Below are 15789 nucleotides of genomic sequence, written 5' to 3' on the forward strand. Positions count from 1 at the left end.
AGGTGCCGGGAATGTTGATAACAAGAGAGGGAGGCATAGGCCTCCCTCTCTTGTTATGTTCGAACCTTGCATGGCTATCTGCGCCAAACTGCCAGCTTCTCATGTGCGTCGCCCCCTCACCCTGGCCCTCTCCCCAGGGATAGGGAACCTGTTCGTGGATACCGATCGTGCCGCCGTATCTGCAAATATTCCGACACACAGATCGCACACACGAATCGCATATTTTGCTCCCTTCTCCCCTCGCGGGAGAAGGGTTGGGGATGAGGGGGTACGCCAGCGCTCAGGCCGCGCTGCTCACGGCAGCCGCCTGCTCGGATGGCCCCTCGCCGACACGGATCAGCCGGTGGCACACCTGGCGCAGCAGTGCCTGCTGGTGACTGAAGACAAGCATGCCAAGCCCGCGCTGCTCGCACTCGCGCATCAACTCCTGCCAGAGCTGGCGCTGGATTTGCGGATCCAGCTGGGCGGTCACCTCGTCGGCGACAAGCAACCGGGTGCGGGGATCGAGGGCGCGCAACAGCGCGATGCGGGCCAGCTCGCCACCGGAGAGCTGACCCGGCTTGCGACTGAGCCACTCTGGTTTGACCATAAAGCGGGCCAGCATGGCGTCATCGGGGCGCCATACATCCCAGAGCGCCTGCCCTGTGGTGCGATAGGGATTGAAGGTGAGTTCGGGGTGCTGGGGCACCAGCTGGATAGGGTTATAACCTTTTACCTGTTCAGGCACTGGCTGCCCATCCAGCAGAATTTCCCCACTTCCCCGAACCGGTTGCCAGCCCGCCAATACCCGCCCCAGCGTGGTCTTGCCATAACCGCTCGGGGCGGAAATGCCGAGCCGCTCGCCCGCTTTCACCGTCAGGATAAGCCCCTGCCAGAGGGGGCGTTTCCCCTGGGTAATGGTGAGATCCCGTACCTCAAACATCAGGAAACCTCCGGCACAGAGAAGAGTGCGTTGAACTCCGGCAGCGCCTGCCAGTGGGCGCGGAGCATCTCGCTCCCCTGCCCTTGCCGCAGATGCTGGCTGCTCAAGGTATCGCTCACCTGCCCCTGATGCAGCGCGACTATGCGATCGGCAAACCGGGCCGCCAGCGCCAGATCGTGGGTGACCCAAAGGATGCCGCTACCCTGATTGGCCAATTCACGCAATTGGCTGAGCAGCAGACAGGCCAGCCCCTCGTCGAGCCAGGCGGTGATCTCGTCCGCCAGAATGTAGCGGGCGCCGCCGAGCGCCGCGGTGCAGGCCAGAATGCGCTTGGCCATGCCGCCGGAGAGCTGGCGCGGGTATCTGTCCAGGGTGGCAGCGGGTAGCTGGTAGCGCTGCAACTGCTCGCCGAGCCGCTCGCGGGAACCGCTCTGGCCACACAGACGTGCCGCGCGGCCCAGCTGGCGTTCCACCGTCAGCAGCGGATTGAGGGCGCTCACCCCCTGCGGCACATAGCAGAGGGTGTGGCCGCGCAAACGGGCCCGGCTGGCATCGCACAGGGGCGTGCCATCGAGGGAGATGGTGCCGTGCATCCGCAGGTTGTCCGGCAGCAGGGTCAGGGCACTTTGCAGCAACAGGCTCTTGCCCTCGCCGCTCCCCCCCACCAGCGCCACTATCTCCCCCTGCGCCAGTTGCAGGCTGATATCGGTCAGCAATGGCTGCCAGCTGCGCCGCCCCAGCCAGGAGTAGTGGGCCGCCTCTATGGTCACATGGTCAAAACTCAGCACGGTTCACTCCTGTGCCACAGCAGCTGTTGCAAAGCGCGGGTAGCCTGATCAAACAGCAACACCAGCAGCAGCAACATCAGTCCCGGGAAGAGGGCCAGCCACCAGCCGCCACCGGCCAGATAACGCAACGCATCGGCCAGCAGCAGGCCAAGAGAGGCCTCGTGGGCCGCCAGACCAAAGCCGAGAAAGCTCAAGGCGGCGCTGTGCAGCACCGCATGGGGAAACATCAGCAGGGTGCCGATAAACCACTGGGGCAAGAGCCCCGGCAGCAGGTGGGTGCGCCAGCGACGCAGCGCCCCCATCCCCTGACAACGGGCCAGCACCACATAGTCGCTGCAGGCGATCCGCCGCGCTTCTGCGCAAAGGATCAGCGCCAGCTTAGGCCAGTGGGTCAGCGCCACCGCCAGGATCACCCCGCGCATGCCGCCCCCCAGGGTAAAGCAGATCAGGATCAGCAGCAGCATATGGGGTAACGCCAGCATGGCGTCGATGAGCAGCCGCACCGCTACATCGCATCTGGGGTGGATGAGCGAGAGGCTTGCCGCCACCATGGCCAGCAGGCCACTGCACAGGGCCGTGCCTAGCCCTATCTCAAGACTGGTGAGGGTGCCCTGAAATGCCCGCAGCCAGAGATCCCGCCCCATCTGATCGGTGCCGAACCAGTGGGCCAGCGAGGGGGGCTGCTGGCGCGCCAGCAGATCCATCGGTACATCCTGAGCCGACAAGCTCCAGCCGTAGGCGGCCAGCAGTGCCAATCCTATCAGGGCAAAACCCAGCCGCAGCAGTGAAGGAAGCGGATTAAACAGCATGCTCGCCCTCCCAGCCCCGATTGATGCGGGCCAGCAGCAAACTGGCCACAGTGTTGCCAATAAAGACCAGCAGGGTGCAAAAAAGCACGATTCCCATCAGCAAGGGGATGTCGCCCCGCAGCCCCGCATCCACGGTGGCTTGCCCGAGCCCCGGATAAGAGAAAACTTTCTCCGCCAACAGGGATCCGCCAATCAGCTCACCGAGGGAGGCAAACTGCAGGCAGAGCGCCGGGGTCAGGGCGTGGCGCAGCACATGAAAACGCAGCATGGGCCAGCCGCCATCGCCCTGGGCGCGGGCGTAGCGGATAAAGTCACTCTCCAGCACCTCGGCCACCCGCCCCCGGGTATGCAGGGCAATGTTGCCCACTCCGAGCAACGCAAGCGTGGTCACCGGCAGAAACAGATGGCGCAATCGCATCAGCCAGTCCGCCTCATCGGCAGAGAGGCCCGGCGTCCAGGCGCAGCAAACAGGGAGCAGCGGCCAGTGCACCGCAAACAGGGCGAGCAGCAACAGACCGACCCAGAAGGTGGGCAGGGAGGCGAGCAAGTAAGCAAAGCGGCAGATAAAGCGATCGGGCCAGCGGTTAAGATAGCGACCGGCGCAGAGGCCCAGCAAAATGCCGAAAAAGCCGGAGAGCAGCCAGGCGCCCGCCAGCAGCAGGAAGGAGGCAGCAAAGCGGCTGCCTATCACCTGAGCCACAGGCGCGTTGTAGAGCATGGAGTAACCGAGATCCCCCCGCAGCACCTGACCGAACCAGTGCCAGTAGCGCAGCCACAGCGGCTGATCCAGCCCCCAGCGGGCGGCGATGCGGGCGTACTGCTCGGGCGGCACATGGAGCAGATCGTTGCCGATATAGGCCTTGATGGGATCTATGGGGGAGTAGCTCAGCAGCACAAAGGTGGCGACCGAGACCAGACACAAGAGCCCTGCCAGACGCAGCAGGGCTTTTAGCAACAGATAACCTGAATGACTCAAGGGCGAACTTACCGGCACGTCCACCGCCAATCCTGCAGGTTGTTGAGGAGTGACCAGCTACCGTGAATTTCCGGCGCCCCCTTGCCAAGGTCGATGCAACTGTTGGCCAGATAGGTGTGCTGCACATTGAGCAGCCAGGCCCAGGCGGCATCCCCCTGCACCCCGGCGCCAGTTTTGCCATCCCACTCCACCTGCTGCCAGAAGGGTACGGCCGCCTGCCAGTTCGGGGCATCCAGCGCCTGCTTGAGATGGCCATCCACCACAGGGTTGCTGTAATAGCCCGGGTTGTAGAACTCCACGCCGCGGGAGCCGCTCTGGTAGTGGTGATAGAGCTCCATGGGGTCCAGACTCCCCCACCCCATCAGCACCGGATTGGCATGCATCTCGCGCTCGACCTGCTCCCAGCTGCCGGATTTGAGGCTCACCTCCAGACCTATGGGTTTGAGCATGGCACGCACCGCTTCCGCCAGATCCCGGCGGGTGCTGTCGCCACTGGTGTACCAGAGGGTAAAAGCGGCGCGAAGCGGGCCCTTGTGACGAATGCCGTCACTGCCCATCTTCCAGCCCGCCTCGTCGAGCAGGGCGTTGGCATGGGCGACATCGCCATCCTTAAAGGCGGCTGCAGGGTTGTTCCACGGCAAGCCTTCTACCGCGCTGTAGGCGGGAATGGCGTGCCCTTCCAGCAGCTGGTCGGCCAGCAGCTGGCGGTCGATGGCGTAGTTGATGGCGCGGCGCACCGCCACGTCCGAGGTTATGTCGTTGCCGATGGGATAACCCTTGGCATCCTTGCCGCCCGCTGGCGGAATGGGGAAGACGATGCCACGGTTCTCCACACTCGGCCGCACCCAGAGCCGCAGCGAATCCGGCACTGTGGGCGCAAGCGACGGGGCGATGCGCACCAGATCGAGTTGATTGCTCCGGGCGGCGGCATAGGCGCTCTCTTCGTCGATAAAGACAAACACCAGCCGTTTGAAGTCATTGCTGCCGCCGGCGTAATAGGGGTTCGCCTCCACCACCAGTTGCTGGCCGGGCAGGAAACTCACCAGCCGGTAAGGGCCGGCACCGACTGGCTTCTGGGCGTACGCCTTGGGATCGTAATCCCGCTTTGACACTATGCCCAAGGAGCCCAGCACGTTGACGAAGGTGCTCTGGGGGGCGCTTAAGACTATGGCAACCTCGGTGGGCGACACCACTTCAGCCTTCACGAAATTGCCCATATCAATCTTGCCGCCGCCCTTGGCCGCGCTGTTGTAGGTAAAGGCCACATCCTCGGCGGTGAGCGGCGCGCCGTTGGAGAATTTCAGGTCAGGCTTGAGGCGGATGAGCCACCTCTTGCCATCCTGGTTCGGGGTCACAGATTCGGTGAGCAGATCCTGCCAGCCGAGATCCGCACTATCGCCAGCAATCTGCTTGAGCAGCGGGCTGTGCAGCAGCAGATGGCTGCCGTGACTCCAGCCAAGCAAGGGGTCGAACCCTTCGGTGGGCTCACAGCCGATGGCGAGCTTGAGCTCGGTGGGTACCGGCTGGGCGGCCTGCACCGAATGAGACATGCCCGAGAGCAGGGCCAGCAGTAGGGTGGCGACCACAGGGGCGCCATAAGGGCGAACCTGGCTGCGGGCATGACGGGGGATGGTCATAAGACTCCTTATCCATCTGAGCCAGCCGACGCAGGGCGCCGGGCGACACATCGAACGAAGGGGCCGACAGGGGCCCCCGATATATGGCGGATGCTCCCTGAAACTAGGACTCGGTGGCCCCTGGCCCCTGGCTGCGGCGGGCTCCAAACAGCCGGCGCCGACCCAGATCCACGCCACCGCCTTGCTGCACCGGCAAGGAGAGCAGCATCTTGAGGGTACTGCTCACCAGCGCCCTGCCCTCCTCCGCCCCGAGATGAGGATCCAGCGGCGACATGAGCGAACAGGCCAGCAGCTGCCCCGTCTCGGGCAGCTCACCCACCATAAAGGTCATATTGCCGCAGGGGAGCTGCAGGGCGAGCCGATCGCTGTTGCTACGCACCGGCCACAGTTGATCCGGCCCCGGCAGCACCACCAGGCTCAGCATCCAGGGGGTGAGCACGCAACCGAGCCACTGACCTTCAAACAGCACGCACTGTGCCACGATTGGCATGGTGGCGTGATAGAAGGGCAGCCCTTGCATCTGTTCCCGGGCGATCAGCTCATACTGGGCCACCAGCAGGGGCGCGGGATTGCTGGCAAAACCCGAAATCTCCTGCACACATTCCAGCTCAGCATCAAGCTCGCTTAAATGGGACTGCGCCATAGACCCTCCCGTTCTTGTTTTGCCCGCTCGGCGGCAGAGAGCGCAATGGCGGGGGCGCCGACGCTGGCCAGCAGGGTCAAGATCCTATCCTTCGCCTCCCCCATGGCGGCGGCCACCACTGGGGTGAGACCGATGCGGGGTTCGAGTGATTCAGGCTCTATGCCGATCAGGGTGAGCCGCTTGGGGGATTCCCCCGTCATGTGCAGCGCCGAGAGCACATCCGCCAGCCCCAGCTGATGGGGGGAGATCTTGCGGCCAAACAGGGTCGGGATCTCCTCATCCTTCAGGGTCACCACAGTGCCCGGCGGATTACCGCTTCGCACCGCATCCGCCAGAATGATGTGGTCGCGACTGGCCATGGCTTCGAGCAGCTCCATGCCGGCGGTGCCGCCGTCGAGCAGCTCTATGCCGGGGGCGAAACGGTATTCGCGCCCCAGCGCCTCGACGATGCGCACGCCCACCGCCTCGTCACTCAAGAGCAGGTTGCCCACCCCCAGGATCAGGGTGTTCATCACAGCACCTTCACCTGAGTCGTTTCACCATTCTGGGTATCCACCACGTGCACCGCGCAGGACATGCAGGGGTCGAACGAGTGGATGGTGCGTACCACCTCCAGCGGCTTGGCCGGATCGGCCACCGGGGTACCTACCAGCGCTTGCTCGTAGGGGCCGGGCTCGTCATTGAAGTTGCGCGGGCCCGAGTTCCAGGTCGATGGCACTACCGCCTGATAGTTGGCGATCTTGCCCTCCTTGATGACGATCCAGTGGGAGAGCATGCCGCGCGGCGCCTCTTCAAAGCCCACCCCGCGAAACTCCTTGTCCGCCGGGATCTCGGCCTTGATATAGGCTGTGGTGTCCCCCTTGCCGATGTTGTCGATGAGCGCCTTCCACTGGTGCGCCAGGGTGTCTTTTAGCACGCAGCAGCGCACCGCCCGGCCGATGATGCGGCCCAGGGTGGAGTGCAGTTGCTCGGTCTTGATGGCAGAGCCGGTGAGTGCCTTGTAGATGCCATTCAACTGGTCGAAGTGCGCCACCGTTTCCGGGTGTTTGGCGGCCAGTTTCACCAGCAAGTCTGCGAGAGGCCCTACCTCCACCACCTTGCCGTAGAAGGTGGGGGATTTGACCCAGGAGTATTTGCCGTCATCCTGCCAGCCGGTGTAGTTCGGCTCCGTCTTGCCCTCCCAGGGCTTGAGGGGGGCGTCATCCTTGTACCAGGCGTGCTTGTTGCTCTCGGCGATGCCATCCATCAGCCAGGCGTCCTGATGGCTCTCTATGGGGCGGTAATTCGCCAGATCGCCGTTTTCGATGTAGCCGCCCGGCATCAGGAAGCTGCCGCCGTCGGCATCGGTGGGGAGCTCGGGCACGCTCAGGTAGTGCTTGGCCCCCTGCCCCAGTGCCAGCCACTCGGGATAGTGGGCGGCTATGATGGCGGCATCCACCTTGTAGACCTGTTCGATAAACTCGCCGAGCCGGTCGATAAAGCTCTTCACATACATGAGGCGCTCGAGGTTGAGCACGCTGGGCGCATCCAGGTTGATGGGGTTGGCCACGCCGCCCACCGCCAGGTTCTGAATGTGCGGGCTCTTGCCCCCCAGGATGGCGACGATGCGGTTGGCATCGCGCTGGCACTCCAGTGCCTGCAGGTAGTGGGCCACGGCGATGAGGTTCACCTCAGGGCTCAGCTTCATCGCCTTGTGGCCCCAGTAGCCGTTGGCAAAGATGCCTAGCTGGCCGCTGGCAACCAGGGCGCGGATCTTGTCCTGCACCTTGGTCAGCTCCTCGGCGCTGTTGAGGGACCAGGTAGAGACCCCCTTGAGAATATCCGCCGCCTTCTGCGGATTGGCCTCAAGGGCTGCCGTGATGTCCACCCAGTCCAGCGCGGAGAGCTGGTAGAAGTGGACTATGTGATCGTGGATGTTGTGGGCCGCGATGATGAGGTTGCGGATGAACTGGGCGTTGACCGGCACCTTGGCGCCGATGGCGTTCTCCACCGCCCGCACCGAGGCGATGGCGTGAATGGAGGTACAGACCCCGCAGATGCGCTGCACAATCATCCAGGCATCGCGCGGGTCGTTGCCTTTGACGATCTCCTCCATCCCGCGCCACATGGTGCCGGACGACCAGGCTTTGGTCACTTTGCCGCCTTCGATTTCGCAGTCGATACGCAGGTGCCCCTCAATGCGGGTGATGGGGTCTATGGTGATACGTTGGCTCATACGTTGGCTTTCCCTCGGGCCTGATAATCTTGGTGAACACGTTCAAGTGATGGCAGTACCGGCAGCAGCCGGATCAACAGCAAATAGGCACACACCTCGATGGCGACGAAGCCCAGGGAGATCAGTACCTCCTCCGCAGAGGGGAAGTAGTGGTAGCCATTGCCGGGGTTGAAGGCGAGCAGGGAGTAATCCAGCCGCCAGAGGGCGGCGCCCAGCAGCATGCTGAGGGCCCCCAGGAACAACATGCGCGAATCCCGGCGGCTCTTGTCCCAGTGGAACACCAGCAGCGGGAATATCATCAGCGCGATCTCGCTCCAGAACATCAAGGCGTAGCGATTCCACTCGGAGAGGTACTCCGACTTGTCGTTGATGACGATCTCGGCAAAGCGCAGCGCCACAAACAGGATCAGGAAGATGTCGATCACCTGGGTCAGCTTGTAGAAGAGTGACTTCTCGTTGGGCCCACGCCCCGCCAGCCCCGCCTGCACCAAAGAGCCCTCGAACACTACGATGGAGAAGCCCATGATGAAGGCGGTGAGCAAGGAGAAGACAGGCAGCAACTCGTAGCTTTGCCAGAGCGGATGTATCTTCTCCCCCGCCACTATCATCAGGGAACCCATGGAGGACTGGTGCATGGTGGGCAGCAGCGCCCCCAACGCCAGCACGAAGAACATGATCTTGTTGAGGCGAATGAGTGACGCCTTCCAGCCGAACTTCTCCAACAGCACAGGTGCGAACTCCAGCGCCATGACCCCGATATAGATGGTCATGCAGACCGCCGTCTCGAACAGTACCGAGGAGGTGTTGAAGTGGCCGGGCAGATAGAAGTACGGCAAATTCCAGTAACGCCCCACGTCTATGGTGATGGAGAGGCCACCTAGCGAGTAGCCGAACAGGCTCGCCAGCAGGGCCGGTCGCACCAGCGGGTGATACTCGCCCCGGTTGAACACATAGACCGCCCAGGCCAGCGCCCAGCCGCCACAGGCGAAACCTGTGCCGATCAGCAGATCGAACGAGATCCACAGCCCCCAGGGATAGCCGCCGTTGAGATCGGTGACCGAGCCCAGCCCGAAGAAGAGGCGTTTCAAAATCAACATGCCGCACAACACGGCGAAGGGGGCCAGCACCAGCACCGGCCAGCTGACCAGCTTGCCGCCCAGCGGATGCGCCTTGTGATTACTCATGATCCTTGCCTCCCTTTGCCGAGCCCTGATCCTGGTGACTGTCAGGCCCATGGCCCTCGTCATCAGGGTGATCGTGGCCATTCTTCTTGCTGTTGCGGCGAATGAGCACCGAGAGCCCGGTCAGCACCACCATGGGCAGCACCATCCCCTTGTAGAGGGTGTGCTGGATATGTTCGGAGCGGGCCCCGGAGGAGAGCTCCGGCAGATCGGGCATGTCGAGCCTGGTATAGGGCACTCCGGCCAGCACCAGCACCTGGGTACCGCCCCCCTCCTTCTCGCCATAGACGTAAGGCTGGTAGCTCGGCACCTGATGCAGGTAGGGGTCGTTGGCGGAGAGGGTCTGGCGGGGATAGGCGTATTCACTGCCGGGGGTGGCCAGCAGGCGGCGCTTGGCCTCGGCCATCAGATCCTCGCGGGTACCGAAAATCACGGCGCCAGTCGGGCACACCTCGACACAGCCGGGTAGCTTGCCCTGATCGATCCGCTCAAGCCCCTTCTGGTTGCAGAGCTCGCACTTGTGGATGGCCCCAAGCGGATTGTCGTAGTCATATTTGGGCACGTCGAAGGGGCAACCCACCATGCAGTAGCGGCAGCCGGTGCAGACGTCCGGATCGTAGTGAACTATGCCGGTCTTGGGATCTTTTTTAAGGGCCTGCACCGGACAGACGGAGACGCAGTTGGGATCGACACAGTGCATGCACTGCTTCTTGATGTAGGCGTAGCCATCCACCAGTTGATCCTTGTGCTCGCCGGTGCCGCTCTTCCACACCTGAATGATGTTGTTGGTGTAGGGGGTCAGCTTGTCGTTGGTGGACCAGGTCTGTGCGCCCTCCGGATTGGCCGGGTTGCCGTTGAGGCGCTGACACTCCGCCACACAGGCCTGACAGCCTACGCAGAGGGTGGAGTCGTAGAGCATGCCGAGCGACCCGGGAATCGGCGGCTTGTTCTTGGCCGCCGCCAGTGCGGTGCCGGGGACGGCTGTGCCCGCCGCCAGTGCACCGACGGAGGCGAATTTGAGGAAATTGCGTCTGTTCACGGTCACTCCTCCCGTGAGGGGTGCTGCCCGGCTTCGTGGCGCTTCTGCTGGCGACCGAGTTCACGCACCGTCATCAGACTCACCCCTACCAGCACCCCGAGGGCGCCACCGATAAGGCCAGTCGCGGTGGGCGAGGTATAGCCCCCCTCCTGGATCTTCACATCGGGTTTATCCACCCGTGGGGTCGGGTTCTCTACCTTGGCGAGCTGGAAGATCCCCTTGCTAAAACCTACCCCTTGCTCGTTGCAGCCATAACAGGGGTGGCCGATACCGACCGGCCAGATGCCGCCGCCCACGTCGCAGAACTCCAGGGTCGAACAGTTGCCATAGGTCTCCGGCCCCTTGCAGCCCAGATGGTAGAGGCACCAGCCCTGACGGTGGCCTTCGTCACCGAACTCCTTGGCAAAGCGTCCAGCGTCGAAGTGCGGACGGCGTTCGCAGTTTTCGTGGATCAGTCGCTCGTAGGCAAACAGCGGACGCTTCTTGGCATCCAGCGCCGGCAGCTTGCCGTAGGTGATGTAGTAGGCGACCGTGGTGAGGAAGTTGTGGGGATTGGGCGGGCAACCCGGGATATTGATGATGGGGGTGCCGATATTGCCGAGGGCCTCCTCCAGACTGACGGCGCCGGTCGGGTTGCCACCACTGGCGGGCACGCCCCCCCAGGCAGAGCAGGAGCCGATGGCGATGACGGCAGCCGCATCGGCGGCGGCACGGCGAATATGGTCGACGATGGGCTCACCGGCCACCATGCAGTAGACGCCGCCATCTTTCAGCGGAATGGAGCCATCCACCACCAGCACATACTTGCCTTTATAACGCTCGATGGCGTTGTGCTTGTTCTCTTCCGCCTGATGACCAAAGGCCGCCGAGAGCACCTCGTGGTACTCCAGCGAGATGGTGTTGAGGATCAGGTTTTCGATGGTGGGGTGGGTGGCGCGCAGCAGTGACTCGGTGCAACCGGTACACTCCTGCGCCCCAATCCAGATCACCGGCGGCCGCTCCGGGCTGGTGAGCGCCGTGGCCATCTTGGCCACGGCATTCTGGCTTAATCCCAGGGTTGCGGCCATCCCGGCGCACAATTTCATAAAGTCACGGCGATTAATTCCATGAGCCGATAAAAATGTATCCTCGACCATTCTTTTTATTCCCGTCAGTGAGCATTGTTTGACAAATGCTTAATGGCGGGAATGCTATGCCTCCCCCTCGCTCTCTATGTTGATCTTTATCAAGTCGAAGGGTATTAGTCGCCGATAAAACTCATCACCACAAAACAAAAAATCCATATGCAGCAATAGGTTATCGAAAACCATTCTCAACTAAAAAATACCCATTAGGGGGTGATTTTGGGAGGTGGTGTATTAAATCCTTATAAACTTCACTTATTTCGAGCATCGTATATTCGAAAATGAAAGAGTTGTCACAGAAACATTTTCTCGTGGCTGATATCGGATATTCTTGAAACAGAGATCACAATTCTTTAAGGAGAGCCCCCCCAAGAAAGGCGAGAAGCTGGCACTACAGAGTCGATTAATTAATCGGCATACCTGGTTGCTGAGCGTCAGTCACAGGACATCTACACCCTATAACCCCTCTTTTTAATCTTCTGCCTAGTGTGAGCCTCAAGTAATCCTCCTTTCATAAGCCCTCTACAAACACGACAACAGCGGGATCTGCTCCCTGACTCAAGGGAAAAACCAAGAAAGGTAGTGATGCCGCCGCTGTTGCATGATATTGGATATAAAAACACCGGCCTTAAGCCGGTGTCGGGGATAACATAATCTGTACTGACAAAGCATGCTTCATGTGCATGAAATGACAGATAATTGTTTACCATTCTGTATGACGGAGATCACACCTTTATCAGGTGATACATTGTAGCTTGTATTTTTATTCTTGAATATAAATGTTTCGCCCATCAATGAAAAATCATTAAGGGATAACTCTTTCCCCTGCTTACCATAATTATATGTTATATCTCCTGAGAAAGGAGAGTAGCATAAATTCAGAACTTTCCCTGTTCTTGTCTTGCAATAATAAAACACGCGTTCTCCACTGTCACAAACTCTGTTGCTAGTACTTTCTGACAATGCATCTATCTCAATATATCGCATTTCACTATATAAATCTGACATTTTATTACTTGTGGGACCATAAGCAATATTCATGATCTTGCTTATGATAACAGCATCTTCACTTGCTACCCCTTCCAAATTAATAGCAGTAATTCCATTGCCTTTATTTATTTCGCCAATACCACTTACTCGCTCTTCACCTGAGCTTGTTGAGATAGATGCACTACCTATATAATTAGATTTCCCAGAAACATCAAAGTAATATATAGCTTTCAGTCTCGGTCTATCAGCAGAGACAGTTATTTTTATAAGTCCATCATTATTTATTTTCTTACATGAGCTATTTCCAGAAAGAAATGGAACTGTGAACGCCTGCCCTTTCCCGCTATGCATTATCGATAAGGTGCTACTTAGTTCATCATCTGAAGTCTTAGTAGTAATATAATACAATATATCATCATTGCAGGCGCTATAGGCATATGTGTACATAGGGATAACACTATAAAAAGCGATGTACAACTTTTTTGAAAAAAGATTCATTAATCTGTACCAGAAACAATATTAAAGATATTATTTTTCAGGATAGCATCCCAATGCATCTTCTTTATCACATTGTAGCAAGGGGATAAGATCAACAAGTTTGTTTGTAATTTTTTTTCTGCAAGGGATATTATATTCCTTTTCGGATATAGTTACTATTACACCTGACACTTCTTCATTTCCTTCGTAGTTACTAAAAATCGAATACTTGTATTTCCCTTTACTGAAAGAAACCTTTCCATATTCAGTCTGGTATCTATAGTAATAATTATGACTGAATCCACTAAACCCATCTCCCAATGAGTGATAAGAAAGCTCAGTCTTATCACCTTTCGAGAATTCATAACTCAATATATTTCCATCAACAAATAATTTAACGTCACCTTTATCAGTCTCACAAGAAAAATACACGTTTTCGCTGCTATACGAAGAAGCTGAAATTAAATAAAGTAACATGAAAATATAAATATTAGAGCGCATTGTAATTATCCTTCATTCGTTTATCATACCCTTTCTGCCTAGGACCATTGTACACTAGTGCAAATGCTAGCCAATCCTTTGCTCGAATAGCTTTGAGCAATCTATTATCAGCTTTTATAAAATTAACAAAAGCTTTAAGATGGTTTTTTTCTGAAACACTGAGCGAATTAACGAATTCATTTACATCTTTATATCCAGCACTCAAGTGGTTGGAACCTAATATCTGGAACTTCCCCCAAGATGCTGCTTTTAGTGCAGCATTCTTATCCAATGAGTAGGCCAGCATTAGTTTCCTATACTGAACTTTATATGCCCCATATCCCCCCCCCACAGGGTTAGATATTTCAGGGTGAGACTTATCATATTTCCCACTCGTCATATTACTAAATTTATGCCTTTCAAACAAAATAGAAAGCACTGCATCATCCTGATCTGAGAACTTATAATAACTGCCTGTACTACCTGTTTCAGTTAATGCTACTGCTTTTATAGCATTTATCTCACAACCAAGCTCAGAAGCAGCATTGACATAATCTGACTCTTCAACTATTTCACCATTATAGAAAGACAAAAATTCAATTTCGTTTAAAGTGTCACCTATATACGTTTTAGGGTACCCATTTTGGGTCTTTATTGCTAACGCCATTATTCCGACAGGTGAAAAGTGCCAACTATCTTTCTCAAGTGTTAACTTAGTTACACTCTGCATCCACTCCAGCTTATCGATCCGCTGCTTTTCGTGATCCACCAACTTGTCAAAGTCGGGCAGACCAATCTTGGCCATCAATTTATCAAGCCACATGTAACTTCTGGCCGAGGATTTTTCATACCACTCACTGGGGTGCTTGACGATTAGCTTATGAAGTTGATCGGCATTACCGCTATTTTGCAGGGCAGCCTGGATCTCTTCACTGCTGAGCTCACCATCGCCATCCGTATCAAAACTTTTTACCAGATTGGTAAAGAATGCAGACGGTGCATCGGGATCCAGATAGCCGTCAGAGCCTGAACCATCGACCTTTTTAAAACCTATCTTCAGCCAGTCATGTTGGTTCAAAAGCTCCACTTGCTCTTTCTTGACATATTTTCCTGACGAGACGCTGACCCACTCCTGCTTGGCAGCGTCTTTTTCAAGCCTGGGTGATTCAACCAACTCTTCCAGACTCTTGCCACCGGTCGCCACCCACTGCTCTTTACCATCCTGCTTTTTCTTCTCATACAAGGGGAGTTCTGCCGACACCTTGGCATAGATGGTTCCCCCCTTGGTGCCCGCCTTGTTGGCCAGCACGTCGTCCAGACGAGGATCCTGGGTGAAAACTTCAAGATGCACCTGATGCTTGCTCTCTTTCCCCCCCATGAGGGAGCCCGGAGTTTCTACTAGGCCGAGATACCCTATGGTTTCCCCTGCGGCGATGGCGACGGGGGATGGCAACACATAGAGTTCGCCAAGATGGGAGGGAGGAAGCGTATTTGCCTTGATATATTTGTCTTCGACGCATACCCAGGCGACACCACAACTACCTGGCGCAGTGTCCACACTCGGCGTCACATATTTGCATCTGGCCATCTTGCGCGCCTTGTCACCATCCCAATGGAATTCCAATTGGTGCGCATCATACTGCAACTTGGTACCGGCAGGCAGAGAAACACTTCTCTTTCCCACCACCGGACGACCTGTAGGCCCATCAACTCCAGGATCCGCACGACCAACCATATTAGTCAGCAGTTCCGCCTCGATCTGATCGAATAGCCAAGTAGGCAGGTTGGGTTTAATCACCTCGACAGCGTCCGGGCTATTGGCGATCCAGACCGAACTACCTTCACTGACCACAACACCAGACTTCTCGGCCTCTTTTATCTGGGCACTGGAAAGCGGGCTCTTGATGATCACCTTGATGAAGTCATACACCTTGCCTCCGACATTCCCCTTTTGGGATGGCGCACTGCTGTCCATTTCCAGCTCGGTATCCTTGGGCAGGGTGAAATGAGGCAAGGCGGCATCGGAACGCTGCTGATCGGCATCGGGGTTGGCGTGAGGAACGGAATTGCGTGCATTCCAGCCTTTTTTCAGTACCAGTTTCTCGGAGGTTTGGTACTGAACCCAAGGCAGCAAGTGCATATAGAGGGAATAGAAGGTGAACTCATTTTTCTCCTTCGTCTCGGGGTTTATTTCGCAATACTCATGTTCGACCAAACAGAAGCAGTTGGAATAGCGTAAGGATTCCCCTTGATACTCGGAGGTCAGGTAATCCTTCATCATCCGGAATGCCACCACCTTGCCATCGGCCATGGCTCTGACGGGGTACTTGTCCTTGCACCAGGGAGCACTATGGTCGCTGATATGAATGCCACCATGCCACTTGTTGTGATTACCAAGGAGGTAATGGCCCGACTTTTCACCATTGATGAGTGCCGTCAGCGCCTTGACGTCCTTGAACTCTTCCCCTTTGGCCGTGAGGATGGGAAATGCAAACTTCATGCTTTCTC

Annotated in this window: 14 protein-coding genes; all 14 read right to left on the reverse strand. The window is 57.5% G+C overall.

Annotated elements, in window-relative coordinates; all coding sequences use genetic code 11:
- Positions 1-280 precede the first annotated feature (280 nt).
- The 14 genes from ACFWHB_RS13005 to ACFWHB_RS13070 all read right to left on the reverse strand — a co-directional run bounded on the left by ACFWHB_RS13005 (position 281) and on the right by ACFWHB_RS13070 (position 15781).
- Complete coding sequence (locus tag ACFWHB_RS13005) at positions 281-922, reverse strand: ATP-binding cassette domain-containing protein (RefSeq protein ID WP_395948588.1); 642 nt, start codon at positions 920-922, stop codon at positions 281-283.
- On the reverse strand, positions 922-1710 hold the full coding sequence (locus ACFWHB_RS13010; protein ID WP_395948589.1) for an ATP-binding cassette domain-containing protein: 789 nt from the start codon (positions 1708-1710) through the stop codon (positions 922-924). The genes ACFWHB_RS13005 and ACFWHB_RS13010 overlap by 1 nt, the downstream gene beginning before the upstream one ends.
- Positions 1704-2519 carry an ABC transporter permease gene (locus tag ACFWHB_RS13015; protein ID WP_395948590.1) on the reverse strand — a complete coding sequence of 272 codons (816 nt, stop codon included), beginning with the start codon at positions 2517-2519 and terminating at the stop codon, positions 1704-1706. Before ACFWHB_RS13015 ends, ACFWHB_RS13010 begins: the two co-directional genes overlap by 7 nt.
- The gene (locus ACFWHB_RS13020) at positions 2509-3519 is read right to left on the reverse strand and encodes an ABC transporter permease (protein ID WP_395948591.1); all 1011 of its coding nucleotides are present in this window, start codon (positions 3517-3519) and stop codon (positions 2509-2511) included. Before ACFWHB_RS13020 ends, ACFWHB_RS13015 begins: the two co-directional genes overlap by 11 nt.
- A complete protein-coding gene (locus tag ACFWHB_RS13025) occupies positions 3504-5132 on the reverse strand; it encodes an ABC transporter substrate-binding protein (RefSeq protein ID WP_395948592.1) in 1629 nt (542 codons plus the stop codon). The genes ACFWHB_RS13020 and ACFWHB_RS13025 overlap by 16 nt, the downstream gene beginning before the upstream one ends.
- 103 nt (positions 5133-5235) lie before the next feature.
- Complete coding sequence (hybE, locus tag ACFWHB_RS13030) at positions 5236-5775, reverse strand: hydrogenase-2 assembly chaperone (protein WP_395948593.1); 540 nt, start codon at positions 5773-5775, stop codon at positions 5236-5238.
- Positions 5757-6287 carry a HyaD/HybD family hydrogenase maturation endopeptidase gene (locus ACFWHB_RS13035; RefSeq protein WP_395948594.1) on the reverse strand — a complete coding sequence of 177 codons (531 nt, stop codon included), beginning with the start codon at positions 6285-6287 and terminating at the stop codon, positions 5757-5759. The genes hybE and ACFWHB_RS13035 overlap by 19 nt, the downstream gene beginning before the upstream one ends.
- Positions 6287-7990 (reverse strand): hydrogenase 2 large subunit, encoded by a 1704-nt coding sequence (hybC, locus tag ACFWHB_RS13040; RefSeq protein WP_395948595.1) that lies wholly within the window; start codon positions 7988-7990, stop codon positions 6287-6289. The genes ACFWHB_RS13035 and hybC overlap by 1 nt, the downstream gene beginning before the upstream one ends.
- A complete protein-coding gene (gene hybB, locus ACFWHB_RS13045; RefSeq protein ID WP_139744840.1) occupies positions 7987-9174 on the reverse strand; it encodes a Ni/Fe-hydrogenase cytochrome b subunit in 1188 nt (395 codons plus the stop codon). Before hybB ends, hybC begins: the two co-directional genes overlap by 4 nt.
- Entirely contained in the window at positions 9167-10210 is a 1044-nt protein-coding gene (gene hybA / locus ACFWHB_RS13050; RefSeq protein WP_395948596.1) for a hydrogenase 2 operon protein HybA, read from the reverse strand. The genes hybB and hybA overlap by 8 nt, the downstream gene beginning before the upstream one ends.
- Before the next feature lie 2 nt (positions 10211-10212).
- Positions 10213-11346, reverse strand: coding sequence for a hydrogenase 2 small subunit (gene hybO / locus ACFWHB_RS13055; protein WP_395948597.1), 1134 nt, complete (start codon positions 11344-11346; stop codon positions 10213-10215).
- Between the two features lie 663 nt (positions 11347-12009).
- A complete protein-coding gene (locus ACFWHB_RS13060; RefSeq protein WP_395948598.1) occupies positions 12010-12822 on the reverse strand; it encodes a hypothetical protein in 813 nt (270 codons plus the stop codon).
- Between the two features lie 30 nt (positions 12823-12852).
- A complete protein-coding gene (locus ACFWHB_RS13065) occupies positions 12853-13302 on the reverse strand; it encodes a hypothetical protein (RefSeq protein WP_395948599.1) in 450 nt (149 codons plus the stop codon).
- Positions 13292-15781 carry an N-acetylmuramidase family protein gene (locus ACFWHB_RS13070; RefSeq protein WP_395948600.1) on the reverse strand — a complete coding sequence of 830 codons (2490 nt, stop codon included), beginning with the start codon at positions 15779-15781 and terminating at the stop codon, positions 13292-13294. The genes ACFWHB_RS13065 and ACFWHB_RS13070 overlap by 11 nt, the downstream gene beginning before the upstream one ends.
- Between the last annotated feature and the right edge of the window lie 8 nt (positions 15782-15789).

Origin of the sequence: Aeromonas mytilicola subsp. aquatica, assembly GCF_044336385.1 — a bacterium.
GTDB classification, from domain to species: Bacteria; Pseudomonadota; Gammaproteobacteria; order Enterobacterales; family Aeromonadaceae; genus Aeromonas; species Aeromonas rivipollensis.